This is a genomic window from Kitasatospora sp. NPDC059327, assembly GCF_042752535.1.
Lineage (GTDB): Bacteria > Actinomycetota > Actinomycetes > Streptomycetales > Streptomycetaceae > Kitasatospora.
In genome coordinates this window covers 25921-38611 of the sequence record NZ_JBHYYB010000031.1, presented here as the reverse complement: position 1 = coordinate 38611, position 12691 = coordinate 25921, and the positions used below count along the sequence as shown (strand labels likewise).

Genomic DNA, 12691 nt, shown 5'->3' with positions numbered 1-12691 from the left:
GACCAGCGTCCGCGGTCGGGCCGTCGGTCAGTACACCGGCCGCCCCTCGACCAGCTCGGCCGGCCCGCCGGGCCGGTTCCGCGCGGCGAGGGCGGCGGCCGTCCGGGCCCAGGAGGTGTCGGACAGCAGCGCGCGGGCCTCGGCCGGGTCGCAGAGCCGCCATTCGACCAGTTCCTCCTCGGGCAGCGTGATCGCGGCGAGGCGCTCGTCCGGCACGGTGCCGCCGTCGAACAGGTAGACCAGGACGGCGGTGTCCCGGCCGCTCCGCGGGTCGGCGCGCCGACCGGGCAGCCAGTCGAGGGCCAGCAACCGGCCCGGCTCGTACTCCCACCCCAGTTCCTCGCGGATCTCCCGCCGGGCCGCCGCCCGGGGCAGCTCCCGGTCGGCCTCGATCCCGCCACCGGGCAGGGTCCAGTACGGCTCCTCGCCTTCGGGGCCCGGCCACGGTCGCAGACGCACCAGCAGGACGCGACCGGCCGCGTCGGTGAACACCGCCCGGGCCTTGGCCCGGATCCGCGGACGGGTGGCGATGTAGGTGGCCCGGTCCAGTGGGGGCGCGGCCGGTCCGGCGGCGCTCCCGGTGGTGTCGCCGCTGAGCGTCAGACCCGCCAACCGGGTGTACGCGGGCGGTGGTTCGACCGTCAGGTGGTCCCTGGTGTGTCCGACGGGCCGGCTGTCCTCCAGCTCCAGCGGGCCGGCCGAACGCGGCGCCAGCAGACAGGCGGTGACCCGCCGGGAGAGGCGAGGCGGCAGTGCGTGCGAGGCCTGCTCCGGTGTCAGCCAGGTCCACCCGCCGACCTCGTCGGTGTCCGGCGTGAACGCGGCCGACTGCTCGGGGGTGAGCGGCTCGGCCCAGTAGAGGAGGGCGGCGATCGGTGGGCGGAACCGGTCCGGCGTCCAGTCGACGCACGCCAGTGGGCCGAGTACGGGGGTGAAGCCGAGTTCCTCGGCGATCTCCCGGGTGGCCGTTCGGCGCGGTGACAGGTCCTCCGCCTCCCAGCCACCGCCGGGCACGCCCACCGGATGCGTCCGGTTGTACGGCAGCCGGACCACCAGCACCCGGCCGTCCTCGGAGGGGAAGAGCACTCCGGCGGCGGCCAGCAGCTCACGTCCGGAGCCGCTGCCCCGGCCGTCCGGCCCGTCCGATCCGCCCTGCCCGCCCTGCCCGCCCTGCCCGCCCTGCTCGTCCGATCCGCCCTGCTCGTCCGATCCGTCCGGCCCGTTCCGGCTGTCCTGACCGTCCGTCGACGGTGTCGTCACCGATCCAACCCCTCTCACCCGTCCGGGAGTACCGACTCCTTGCCGGGCAGCACGCCCCCGCCCGCTTCAACGGTTCCCCGCCACCGGCGGGGGCGAACCGGGATCAGGCTCGTTCGAGCGGTTGAGGTGGTGGTGTTCGGGCGGCGTACGGTGCCCGCGGCGCCGGCCGCACCACGCCGACCGCCCGGATCACGCCAGGGTCCCGCAGGCCGGTGACCGCCGCGACCGCTCCGCCGCGCGGACCGCCCCGGGCACCCGCCCGACGCCCGGGCTGCCGGAGCGAGCGGCGCCCGCCCGCCGGAGCGAGTCGCGCCCGCTCACCCGAGCGCGCCGATCGCCGAGGCCGTCGCGAGGTCCATCCGCTCGTCCTGGCGGTCGGTGGCGCCGCGAAGCCGGGCCCAGCTCTCGACGGCGACCAGGCCGAGCAGGCCGGGGAGCAGGTCCGTGCTGCGCTCGGCGACCCAGCTGGTGCCGCGGGTGGCCATCCACCACAGGTCGGCGACCGCACCGGGCGAAGGGTCGACGCGGTCGGCGGCGGGGGCCGGACCGAGCGGTCGGCCGGCGGCGGCCAGCAGGTCGTGGAAGCCGCAGGCGATCAGCCGGTGCCCCTCGGCGCTGGGGTGGAGCCGGTCCACGCTCAGCAGCCGGCGGTGCCCCGTCCAGGGCAACTCGGCGACATGCAGGTGGACGGCGCGATGACGTGCGGAGAGCGCGTGCACCACGGTGTTCAGTGCGCGCATCCGGCGGGCCAGCGGCCGGGCCAGTGGCTGCGGCAGGCGCAGCAGCGTGCCCGGGTCGGGCAGGCAGGCGGTGAGCACCAGGGCACCGCCGAGGGAGAGTTCGCGGAGCGTGGCGTCCAGCTCGCGGGCGGTGCGACCGATGTCGAAGCCCGACCGCAAGGTGTCGTTGCCCCCGACCACCACGGCGGCCACTCGGGGGCGCAGCCGCACTGCGACGGGCAGCTGCTCCGTCGTCAGATCGGTGCTGAGCGCGCCGCTCCGCGCGAGGTTGGTGAACTCGACGCCGACCTCCGGCGGTGCCAGCGATCCGGCGAGCAGCGCGGCCCAGCCCCGCCAGCCGCCCGGCACCGGGTCGCCGACGCCTTCCGTGAGGGAATCGCCGAGCGCCACGAACCGCACCGGTCGGACGGCGCTCCGAGCCGCCGACTCACGCTGCCCGCGCGCGCCGCCCGGGAGTGCCGCCGGCTCCGTGACCTGCGCTCCGGGAGGGACCGGCCGGGGGAGCACCGCTCCGAGGAGAACCGCCCCCGAGGCCGTCGCCCCCGATGCCGTCGCTCCCGGGAGCGAGCCGTCCGGGACCGTTCCGCCGCCCTCGTCCGCCATCACCACCGTGCTCATCGCGCCTCCTCCACCTCGTCGACGGGGGAGGCCGCCCGGTCCGGCGCCGTGGACGCCGCCTGGTGCGCGGCGAGGAAGGCCGCCACGGCGGCAGGCCAGCCGTACCGTTCGGCACGGGCGCGTGCGGCGGTGCGGCGCTCCTGCTCGGGGCGTGCGAGCAGATCGCGCACCGCCTCCGCGAAACCCGCGCCGGTGTCCTCGGCGGCCACGCCGGCCGGGCCCACCAGACCGGGGAGGGCCGACGAACGGCTGACCGCCACGGGAGTGCCGCAGGCGAGGGCCTCCAGCGCGGCCAGGCCGAAGGTCTCCACCGGACCGGGGGCCAGCACCACGTCCGCGCAGCCGAGCAACCGGGCCAGCGCGCCCCGTCCGGCCACGTGTCCGAGGAAGTGCACGGGCAGCCGGAGCCGCCCGGCCCGGGCCGCCAGCCGCGCCCGGAGCGGCCCGGTGCCGGCCACCACCAGGACGGCCGGCAGCCGACCCCCGCAGAGGTCGGCGAGGGCCTCGACGGCCCGCTCGGGGTGCTTCTCGGTCGAGAGCCGGGAGCAGAGCACCAGCAGGACCTGCCCCGGGTCCGCGTACCGCGCCCGCTCGTCCGCCCGCTCGACGGCCGTCAGGGGGCGCATGGCGGTCAGCTCCACGCCCAGGGGTGCCTGTACGAGGTTCCGGACGCCCAGCCGGCGGAACTCGGCCGCCGCCCAGTCCGTGGTGCAGACCACCGTGTCGAAGGCCCGGGCGGTGCGCCCGTTGAGCCGGTCGGCGGCCGCGCCGGCGAGCGGGCCGGGCAGGCCCCAGGTGCGGAGCAGTCCGGTGGCGCTCTCGTGCGAGACCATCACCGACCGGAGCCCGTGGCGCCGTGCCCAGCCGCCGGTCCAGCGCAGCGAGGTGCGGTCGGAGACCTCCAGCCGGTCGGGCGCCAGTCGGGTCAGCTCGTGGGCGACCGCCCGGCGGTCGGTGAGCACCCGGTAGCCGCCGCTGCCGGGCAGCACCGGCCCGGGCAGGGTGACGACCAGCCCCTGCTCGGTCTCCTCCTCCGTGCGCCGCTCGCCGGGTACGACGAGCACCGGCGTGTGCCCGGCCGCCCGGTAGCCCGCGCCGAGGTGGCGCAGGGCCGTCCGCAGTCCGCCCGAGACCGGGGTGACGAAGTTCGCCACCCGGACGATCCGGAGCGAGCTCTCGTATGCGGTCATGCCGGCAGCTCCTCCACCACCGGAGTGGGCGCGGCCGGCCGCGCGGATCCGGCCGCCGGGGCCCCGTGCACGCCGGTCACGTCGGCGGGGGGCGCCACGTCGGTCGCCTCGGCCGCACCGGCCGTGCCCGCCACCTCTACCGTGTCCGAGACTCCGGCCGGCTTCGTCGGCCCGGCTCCCCGGTGCTCCGCCAGTACCTCCGCGTAGTGCCGCAACAGCAGGTCCCCGACCGCCTCCCAGGTGCGGGCCGTCACGTCGGCCCGCCCGGCGCGCCCGTAGGCGGCCCGCAGCTCGGCGTCGCCGGCCAGCGCCGTGACCGCCCGGGCCACCGCCGCGCCGTCCCGCGGAGGCACCAGCAGGCCGGTCCGGTGGTGGGCGACCAGGTCCAGTGGCCCGCCGGCGGCCGGGCCGATCACCGGGACCCCGCTGGCCATCGCCTCCTGGATGGTCTGGCAGAACGTCTCCAGCGGGCCGGTGTGCACGAACAGGTCCAGGGTGGCGAAACAGCGCGCCAGCTCGTCCCCGGTCCGGCGGCCGAGGAAGACCGCGCCGGGCATCGCGGCCTTGAGACCGGGCGCGGACGGCCCGTCGCCGATCACCACCACCCGTACCCCGGGCAGGGCCGAGGTCGCGGCCAGCAGGTCGACCCGCTTCTCGGGCGCCAGCCGCCCGACGTACCCGACCAGCACCTCCCCGCCGGGGGCGAGTGCCCGGTGCAGCGCCTCGTCGCGGTGGCGCGGGTGGAAGCGCGCCGAGTCCACCCCGCGCGGCCAGAGCCGCACCCGGGGCACACCGTGGGCGGTGAGGTCCTGCGCCGCGGGGGTGGACGGCGCGAGGGTGCGGGCGGCGGCGCCGTGGACGGACCGGATCCGGCGCCAGGCCGCGGCCTCGCCCAGGCCGCGGCCCGCCCGGTAGGCGTGCGCGTACCCGGCGAGGTCGGTCTGGTAGACGGCCACGGCGGGGACGCCGAGCCGGGCGGCGACCTGCATACCGCGTGCGCCGAGCACGAACGGGCTGGCCAGGTGGACGAGGTCGGGCCGGTGCCCGGCGATCGCGGCGGACAGGTGCCGGCTGGGCAGCGCGATCCGGACCTGCGGGTAGCCCGGCAGCGGGACGGACGGGATGCGGACCACGGGCAGTTCGGCTGCCCCCGGGCCGCCTCCGAAGACCTGCGGCGGGGAGTCGGCCCCCCGTGCGGGTGCCGGGGTGACGATGAGCGGCTGGTGGCCCCGGCGGACCAGATGTTCGGCCGTCCGCAGCACGCTGTGGGCGACTCCGTTGACCTCGGGCGGAAAGGATTCGGTGACGATGACGACGCGCATGCCAGAGTTCTGTCCGCACCCGGCGTGCAGGCGGCCAAAGGGATCTGTCGAACAAACGAACGCGGGTCGGCGATTTGTGCCGCCGACCCGCGTTCCTGCCCGCACCCCGCTCGCGGCGTGGTGCGCCCGAGCTGTCAGGCCGGACCGGCGGCGGTCTCCTTGAGCTCCGCGTAGGGCGCGAGCTTGCGGAGCGACTCGATGCTCTTGACGCAGTCGTCCCGGGTCTCCTGCGGGTCACCCGTCACCACGACGGTGCCGTTGCTCGCCTTGAGCCGGAACCGGTGCATGCCGCTCTCATCGGTGTACAGCTCGAATCGTCCTGCCATTGGGTCCTCACCTTTCGCTCCGGTAGCCCCCTCGAACGGCAACGTAGGCCCAAAAGCCCTGTGATGCTTGTCAGATGAGGCATTCGGGTATCCGCCGAACGGGCCACCGTCGCGCGGGCCGGCGATCGGCGGCTACCCGTGGCGGCGCCGAGGGGCCGGGCCGGGTGGACAACCCGGGCATACGCATCGAGGTCCTGGGCTGGGCCGGTCAGTAGGCCGTGGGCACCCGTCCCGTCCCGCTACTGGCGGGTCAGGACGGCGGTGGCCCGTGACGACTCCCAATCGAACAGGACCGTGCCGTCGGTGCGCAGCTCCAGGGTGAAGTCGCCGCTCACGCACGTCGTGGTGGTGTTGCGGGTGACCCTCTCGTGGCCGGTCAGCCGTTTGGGGAGGCGCTCGGTCAGCAACCAGACCGTCGAGCAGCCGAGCGGCGAGTAGTCCGCGTCCGCGAACTCCTCGCCGAGCTGTGCGTCGCGGATCCGTACGACGACGACGTACTTCTGGCGGCCCTGCGTGACGGTTCCTTGCCAGGTGCCGGTCCAGGCCGCCGCCGAGGGCGTCGCGGTGACCGGTGCCGTCGCGACCGGTGCCGACGTGACCGCTGCCGGTGCGGGGAGGGAGGTCGCCGTCGGGGCGGCGGACTGCCCACCGGGGGAGCCCGGACCCGGGGATGTTCCCGCCAACTGCCACCAGGTGAGGACGGCGGCGACACCCGCGAGCAGGGTGCCGACTCCGCCGAGGACGGCGGCCCAGGGGCCCAACCAGGTGCGCAGGGACCGTCGGCGCGGGGCACCGGGTGGGCCGCCGGGTGGTGGGCCGCCGGTTCTGCCGCCCGCGCCGCCCGCTGCGCCGCCGCCCGGTGCGTTGCCCGGTCCGGGGCCGACGCCCCCCGCTGTCGCCATCCCGACCACCCCCGGCGACAGCGTTCCCGTCGCCGGGGGCTTGAACCGTGCGCCGCCCGGCCGGGTGGGGCCCGTCAGCCGGTCAGCGCCGTGCCCCGAACACCCGGTGCTCCTTGCCGGGCCAGGCCAGGACCACGCCGGCGCCCGCGCAGACGCGCTTCCAGTGGTCGGCCTCGCGCGGCTTCCGTTCGACCCACACCACGGGACGCACCTGGGCCTCGTACGCCCGGAGCCGTTGCGCGTAGTCGAGCACCTGGCCGACGGCCGCCCGCATCCGCTCCGCGTGGCTGCCCCCGCCGAGCGACTTCACCTCGCAGACCGACACCAGGCCGGCGTCGCGCCAGGCCAGGTCGTACTGGAGGTCCGGCCGGTCCGGGCGCGGCGACCAGACGGTCAGAACATGCCGTTCGGCCTCGTCCCTGAGCGCGTTCTGCAGCGCGGCGTGGACCTGGTTCGCCCGCGCGACGGCCGCCGGGTCGGCCGCGCTCGGCTCGGCCCGCGCGGGCGTCACGGCCTCGTCCGCCGTCCGGTACGGCACGGCATGCGGCGCATCGGTCGGCGGCTCTTCGGCCGGGGGGCCATCGGCGAGCGGCGCGGCGGCCGGCGGCCCCGGGAGTCCGGCGCGTTCGAGCAACGGCGCGACGGCGGCGGCCAGTACGGCCCGGTGCTTGGAGACCCGCATCACCGTGGAGCGCAGCGCCGTCTCCGCGTCGAACTCGGCCCGGGGCAGGACGCCCACCCAGTCCACCGGTCGCCGCCGCCAGTACGGATCCGCCCCTGTCGGTCGGACGTTGACCGCGGGGCCGGTGACGACGCCGACGTGGACGTGGTGCTCGTCGCGGGTGAGGACGACATCGCCGACGGCCATCGCGGACAGGAAGGCGTGCAGCTGGAGCGAGCAACTGCTGCGACTGCCCGCGCTCTCCGGCAGTCCGGCCAGGTCGACCGCGCGGCGCACCGCAGGCCGGTCGGCGCCCGGCTCGACCGGTGGGACTTCGAGGTACCCGACGGAGCAGTAGCCGATGAGTCGCCACGACGCCAGACGGTGGTTCCGTGCCGTCCCCGGCAGGTGCCGGTCGCGCGTTCGCCGTGCCTGCCCGCGCTCATCAGTCGGATCGCGCGCATGACGCCCCGTTCACCCAGTGCCCCGTCCCGCTCGGATCATGGCCGGTCGCCGCCGACGGCGTCCAGTCGGTGCGGCCCGCCCACCGCCCGGGCCCGCCTACCGCCTCGGGCCGTCCGTCACGCCGGCCGGCCGGCGGACCGCCGCGTCCGGTGCCACGCCGACCCCCGCCCCCGTCGGTCGGTCGGCACCCGCCCCCGTCGGCAGCCGGCTCCGCCGACGCGGCCAGGGCCGCCAAGCGCCGTTCGCAGGAGCGGCGTTGTACGACGGAGAGCCCCGCGACGGCGGCTCCGAGCGTCAGCCAGCCCGCCGGTCCGGCGGCCATCACCACGCCGGTCAGCAGCAGCGGTCCGGCGGACTTCTGGACGGACTGCGCCATGCCGGCCACGCCCAGGTAGGAGGCCCGGGCCCGCTCGGGCGCCAGCGAGACCGCGAGCTCCCAGGAGCTCACCGACCGCATCAACTCGGCGGCGGTGACCAGCATCGCCGCGACCAGCAGTGCCGCGGCGGCCGCCCAGGTCCCGCCGCCGGTGCCGACCGCCACCACGACACAGCCCGCCGCCATCGCCGCTCCGTGGAGGGTCACGGCGGCCGCCGCGCGGTGCGGACCCTCGGCACGGGCGGAGACACGTAGTTGGAGCACCACCACCAGCACGGTGTTGATCACCAGGAAGGCGGGCACGAAGGCGTGCGGAGCCGAGGTGTGGTTCACCAGCCAGAGCGGCAGCCCGACGTTGAGCACCGAATCGTCCAGGCTCATCGGGATGTCGAGCAGGACGAAGCGCAGATACCCGCGGTCCCGCCACGGGCCGGGGGCGCGCCGGTGTGCCGCCTCGCCCGGTTCGCCGGCCCGCGCCGCCACCCGTCCGCCGCCGTGCGGCTCCCGGGTGCGCCACACCAGGGCGGCGGTGACCGCGAACGACAGCGCGTTGCCCAGTACCAGGGCCCGGTAGGAGTCCTCGGTGCCCACGGCCAGGCCGATCGCCGCGACACCCGCGCCCAGTGCGTACCCGGCGTTGGCGGCGGTGCGGGTGAGTGCCTGGTAGGTGGACCGCCGCCCGCCCGTGGCCCGGGTGGCGAACAGCATCTCCAGTGTCTTGGCCGCCCGCTCGGCCAGACAGGTCAGCGCCATCACGGCGAGCAGCGGTACGAAGCCGTCGCACAGCAGGAGCAGGCCCATCGTGCCGAGTCGCAGCAGGTGGCACCCGATCAGCAGCCCCCGGACGGGGAACCGTTCGGCCAGCTGTCCGGCGAGCGGGGAGCCGGCGATGCCCGCCACGGCGGCCGAGCCCAGCAGCAGGCCCACCTGTTGGGCGTCCAGCCGTGTCACGAAGGTGAAGTACAGCACCGAGGACGCCGCCCACACCCCTGTCCCGGCCCGGTCCAGGAACTGGGCGAGCAGCATGATCCGCCCGTCCCGCCCGCCCGGCGGCCGGCGCAGTTGCGCCGGTAGCCCGCCCCCGTGGTGTGCCATGGTCCGCCCCTCGCCGCTCCGGTGTTCGGGGAGCAGCCTGCCCGACATAAATCTCGACGTCAAGATACTTGATATCGACATACCTCTCGGCCGGTGCTGGTCCAGCCGCCCGGCGCGCGCCTGTTCCCCGCCCGGCCGGGCCGGTCCGGCCGGGCTGTCCGACCCCGAAGCTAGGCTGGGAGGCCCGCTGTCCCGCCGCCCCGGAAGGCCCTGGCCGATGTACGCCCTGCACGCGCTCTGGCGAGCCGACGGCCGCCTCGCCCTCTGGGCGGAGGACGCCGCGGTGTACCGGACCGGACGTGCCGCGGCCCCCCGCGGCGGGGCGGACGGGGCCGGTCCGGGGCGGGCGGACGGCGCTCGGGCGGGCGCCCATCCGTACGCCTGCGCCGCGGGCGAGGTCGCCCGGTTGCTCGGGGCGATCGGCCCGGGGCTGGACTGGCTCGCCGGGCAGGGCGTGGAGCGCTGGACCGGTCTGTGGCTGCCCGCCCTCGGCGGCCGCCCGGTCCCCTCGCCCGATCTGCCGGTGGGCGCCGCGCCGCGCGGGGTCGCGCTGAGCCCCTGGCGGGTGCCGACCCTGCTGTTCGACGCCGCCGAGGCGGCCCAGCTGCTCGGCGCGCTGCACGATCCGCACTGGCCGGGCGCGACCGTCGAGCTCGCCGGTGGCGAGCCCGTCGAGATCGCGTACGGCGCCTCGCTGCGCTGGCTGTCCGCCGTGCACGACCTCGCCTGGCGGCTGGTCGGGCGGGGGCGGCTGCTGCCCGCGCTGGCCCAGGAGCGGCCGGGGGAGTGGTACGCGCGGTGGCGGCCCGCCCCCGACGCCGCGGCCCGCCGGGAGCTCGCGGCCCTGGCCGCCGGCTGCCCGCCGGTCTGCCGCGCCGAACACCGCGCGCCGGGCACGCGGGCGCCGGTGACCTACACGCATGGAACGCGAGCGCCCGGATCCCACGCGTCCGGATCCCACGCGCCGGGCACGCCCGCGCCCGCGCCCGGCGCCGACGAGCCGCCCCCCGTCGGGCGGGCCGCGATCGACCTGGCCGAAGAGCTGCTCGACACCCTGGTCGACCGTGAGGCCCGGGTCGCCCTCGCGGGCCTCGAACCGCCCACCGAACCCTGGCTCGCCGCGCTGCACGGCGCCGACGGCCGGCTCCGCGAGGCCCCGCCCGCCGACCTGCCCGAGCGGCTCACCGCCTGGTACGCCGCCCGCCCGGCCGGCAGCCCGGTCAGGCTGAACCTGCGCCTCGGCGAACCGCTCGGCCCGGACCCGGACGACCCGGACGGCGGCGCCGTCGCCGACTCCTGGCGGCTCGACCTCCTGGTCCAGGCCGTCGACCGGCCGTCCCTGGTCGTCCCCGCCGCCGCGCTGTGGGCCGAGGACGAGGCGTTCGCCGCCCTGGCCCGGACCGTTCCCGATCCGGCCGGGGCCTACCTGGCCGAGCTCGACCGGGCCGCCCGGATCCACCCACCGCTGCGCACCGCGCTGCTGACCCCCCGCCCCACCGGGGTCGACCTCGACCGCGCCGGCGCCCTGGACTTCCTTCGTACGGCGGCGCCCGCCCTCACCAGGGCCGGTTTCGGTGTGCTGCTCCCGGCCTGGTGGCAGCGGCGCCCCCGGATCGGGCTCGCCCTCACCGCGGCTCCGGCCACCTCCCCCGGGGCGGTCAAGCGCACCGCGCAGATCGACCGGGATGCCGTGCTGGCCTTCCAATGGCAGCTCTCGCTCGGCGAACTGACCCTCACCGAGGAGGAGTTGGCCGAACTGGCGGCGGCGCAGCAGGGACTGGTCCGGCTGCGTGGCCGCTGGATCGAGGTCGACCAGGCCCAACTCGCGGCCGCGGTGAGGTTCCTGGCCGATCACGGCAGCGGCACGATGGAGCCGGTCGAGCTGCTGCGGCTGGCCGTGGACGACGGCGCCGTCGTCGACGGTCTCCCCGTCACGGCCGTGCACGCCACCGGGCCGATCGGCGAGCTGCTGGCCGGGGCGCCCGCCGACGCGAGCCGGCTGCCGGATCTGCCCCAGGGCTTCACCGGTGCCCTCCGGCCCTACCAGCGCCGGGGGTTGGCCTGGCTGGACGCCCTCGGCCGGCTCGGCCTGGGTGCCGTGCTCGCCGACGACATGGGTCTCGGCAAGACCGTCCAGACCCTCGCTCTGCTCGCGCTGGAGCGGGAGCGGGGCGCGGTCGGGCCGACCCTGCTGGTCTGCCCGATGTCGCTGGTCGGCAACTGGCAGCGGGAGGCGGCCCGGTTCGCGCCCGGCCTGCGCGTCCACGTCCACCACGGCGTCGACCGTGCGGCGCCCGATCCGTCCGCCGACCTGGTGATCACCACCTACGGGCTGGTGCAGCGGGACACCGCCGAGCTGCGCCGGATCCACTGGCGGCGGATCGTCGCCGATGAGGCCCAGCACATCAAGAACCCGGCGGCCCGGCAGTCGAGGGCGCTCGGATCGCTGCGTTCCGGCCCCCGGATCGCCCTCACCGGCACCCCCGTCGAGAACCGGCTGGCCGACCTGCACGCCGTCCTGGACTTCGCCAACCCGGGCCTGTTCGGCAGCGCGGAGTCGTTCAAGGAGCGCTTCGCGATCCCGGTCGAGCAGTCCGGCAACGCCGAGGTCGCGGCCCGGCTCCGGCGGGTGAGCGGGCCGTTCCTGCTCCGCCGGAGCAAGAACGACCCGCTGATCGCCCAGGACCTGCCGGCCAAGCAGGAGTTCACCGTCCACTGCGGTCTCACCGCCGAACAGGCCGGCCTCTACCGGGCGGTGGTCGCCGATCTGCTGCAACGCCTCCAGGGCGCGCGGGGGGTGGAGCGCAAGGGCGCGGTGCTGGCGGCGATCGGCCGGCTCAAGCAGGTGTGCAACCATCCGGCCCAACTCCTGCACGACGGGACGGAGGTGGGCGGGCGCTCCGGCAAGGTCGAGCGCCTGGTCGAGGTGCTGGCGGAGGCGCTGGCCGAGGGGGACCGCGCGCTGGTCTTCACCCAGTACGCCGAGTTCGGCACGATGCTCCAGCCGTACCTCAGCCGGCGCCTGGGCGAGGAGGTGCTGTACCTGCACGGCGGGGTGCCCAAGGGGCGGCGGGACGACCTGGTCGAGCGGTTCGCGGCCCCGGACGGGCCGAGGGTCTTCCTGCTCTCGCTCAAGGCCGGTGGCACCGGCCTCAACCTCTCCGCCGCCAACCAGGTGATCCACCTGGACCGTTGGTGGAACCCCGCGGTCGAGGACCAGGCCACCGACCGGGCGCACCGGATCGGCCAGCGCCGCGACGTGCAGGTCCGGCGACTGGTCTGCGTCGGTACCGTCGAGGAGCGGATCGCGGACCTGATCGCCGCGAAGCGCGCGCTGGCCGACGCCGTGGTCGGCGGCGGCGAGCAGTGGCTGGCCGAGCTGTCCACCGAGCGGCTGCGCGAGCTGCTCACCCTGTCCGCCGACGCGATCGGAGAGTGACCCGCCGTCATGCCCGTACCCGGTGACCGCCCGCTGGCGCAGTGTCTCGACTTCTTCTGGCAGGGCCGGATACCCTCGCCGGTCGAGTCCGCCGAGGGCGAGGGTGAACCAGCCTCGGTGGTCGATGAGTTGGCCGCCTCCGGCATCACCCTGCGCGGCCGCCCGCTGGAGGCGCTGCTCGCCCCCGCCTACCGGCGCTTCACCGACGCCGGCTGAGCCGCGGCCCCGCTCCCGAGCCGGTCCGGCCCGGTGCCCCCCCAAACCCCCCGCCCCCCCCCCCCCCCCCCCCCCCCCCCC

Annotated in this window: 10 protein-coding genes; 2 read left to right on the top strand and 8 right to left on the bottom strand. The window is 76.6% G+C overall.

Going from position 1 to position 12691, the window contains the following annotated elements; genetic code table 11:
- Nucleotides 1–27: 27 nt before the first annotated feature.
- The 8 genes from ACFXHB_RS20400 to ACFXHB_RS20365 all read right to left on the bottom strand — a co-directional run bounded on the left by ACFXHB_RS20400 (nt 28) and on the right by ACFXHB_RS20365 (nt 8955).
- Complete coding sequence (locus tag ACFXHB_RS20400) at nt 28–1260, bottom strand: NUDIX domain-containing protein (RefSeq protein ID WP_380575986.1); 1233 nt, start codon at nt 1258–1260, stop codon at nt 28–30.
- A gap of 317 nt (nt 1261–1577) precedes the next feature.
- Nucleotides 1578–2618, bottom strand: coding sequence for an SGNH/GDSL hydrolase family protein (locus tag ACFXHB_RS20395; RefSeq protein WP_380575985.1), 1041 nt, complete (start codon nt 2616–2618; stop codon nt 1578–1580).
- Nucleotides 2615–3808: a glycosyltransferase gene (locus ACFXHB_RS20390; protein WP_380575984.1), complete on the bottom strand. Its 1194-nt coding sequence runs from the start codon at nt 3806–3808 to the stop codon at nt 2615–2617. The genes ACFXHB_RS20395 and ACFXHB_RS20390 overlap by 4 nt, the downstream gene beginning before the upstream one ends.
- Nucleotides 3805–5130: a glycosyltransferase family 4 protein gene (locus ACFXHB_RS20385; RefSeq protein WP_380575983.1), complete on the bottom strand. Its 1326-nt coding sequence runs from the start codon at nt 5128–5130 to the stop codon at nt 3805–3807. Before ACFXHB_RS20385 ends, ACFXHB_RS20390 begins: the two co-directional genes overlap by 4 nt.
- 134 nt (nt 5131–5264) lie before the next feature.
- A complete protein-coding gene (locus ACFXHB_RS20380) occupies nt 5265–5456 on the bottom strand; it encodes a YegP family protein (RefSeq protein WP_380575982.1) in 192 nt (63 codons plus the stop codon).
- A gap of 239 nt (nt 5457–5695) precedes the next feature.
- Nucleotides 5696–6217 carry a hypothetical protein gene (locus ACFXHB_RS20375; protein ID WP_380575981.1) on the bottom strand — a complete coding sequence of 174 codons (522 nt, stop codon included), beginning with the start codon at nt 6215–6217 and terminating at the stop codon, nt 5696–5698.
- Nucleotides 6218–6440: 223 nt separating this feature from the next.
- On the bottom strand, nt 6441–7316 hold the full coding sequence (locus ACFXHB_RS20370) for a hypothetical protein (RefSeq protein ID WP_380575980.1): 876 nt from the start codon (nt 7314–7316) through the stop codon (nt 6441–6443).
- 148 nt (nt 7317–7464) lie between these two features.
- Nucleotides 7465–8955, bottom strand: coding sequence for an MFS transporter (locus tag ACFXHB_RS20365; protein ID WP_380575979.1), 1491 nt, complete (start codon nt 8953–8955; stop codon nt 7465–7467).
- 217 nt (nt 8956–9172) lie between these two features.
- Between ACFXHB_RS20365 and ACFXHB_RS20360 the strand changes: the two genes are divergently transcribed.
- Both ACFXHB_RS20360 and ACFXHB_RS20355 read left to right on the top strand, forming a co-directional pair.
- The gene (locus ACFXHB_RS20360) at nt 9173–12394 is read left to right on the top strand and encodes a DEAD/DEAH box helicase (protein ID WP_380575978.1); all 3222 of its coding nucleotides are present in this window, start codon (nt 9173–9175) and stop codon (nt 12392–12394) included.
- Between the two features lie 9 nt (nt 12395–12403).
- A complete protein-coding gene (locus ACFXHB_RS20355; RefSeq protein WP_380575977.1) occupies nt 12404–12610 on the top strand; it encodes a hypothetical protein in 207 nt (68 codons plus the stop codon).
- Nucleotides 12611–12691 lie beyond the last annotated feature (81 nt).

What these genes read in the sequence shown, in the direction of transcription:
- ACFXHB_RS20355 (WP_380575977.1), top strand. Translation starts at nt 12,404, where the DNA reads ATGCCCGTACCCGGTGACCGCCCGCTGGCGCAGTGTCTCGACTTCTTC.
- ACFXHB_RS20360 (WP_380575978.1), top strand. Translation starts at nt 9,173, where the DNA reads ATGTACGCCCTGCACGCGCTCTGGCGAGCCGACGGCCGCCTCGCCCTC.
- ACFXHB_RS20380 (WP_380575982.1), bottom strand. Translation starts at nt 5,456, where the DNA reads ATGGCAGGACGATTCGAGCTGTACACCGATGAGAGCGGCATGCACCGG.
- ACFXHB_RS20390 (WP_380575984.1), bottom strand. Translation starts at nt 3,808, where the DNA reads ATGACCGCATACGAGAGCTCGCTCCGGATCGTCCGGGTGGCGAACTTC.
- ACFXHB_RS20395 (WP_380575985.1), bottom strand. Translation starts at nt 2,618, where the DNA reads ATGAGCACGGTGGTGATGGCGGACGAGGGCGGCGGAACGGTCCCGGAC.
- ACFXHB_RS20365 (WP_380575979.1), bottom strand. Translation starts at nt 8,955, where the DNA reads ATGGCACACCACGGGGGCGGGCTACCGGCGCAACTGCGCCGGCCGCCG.
- ACFXHB_RS20385 (WP_380575983.1), bottom strand. Translation starts at nt 5,130, where the DNA reads ATGCGCGTCGTCATCGTCACCGAATCCTTTCCGCCCGAGGTCAACGGA.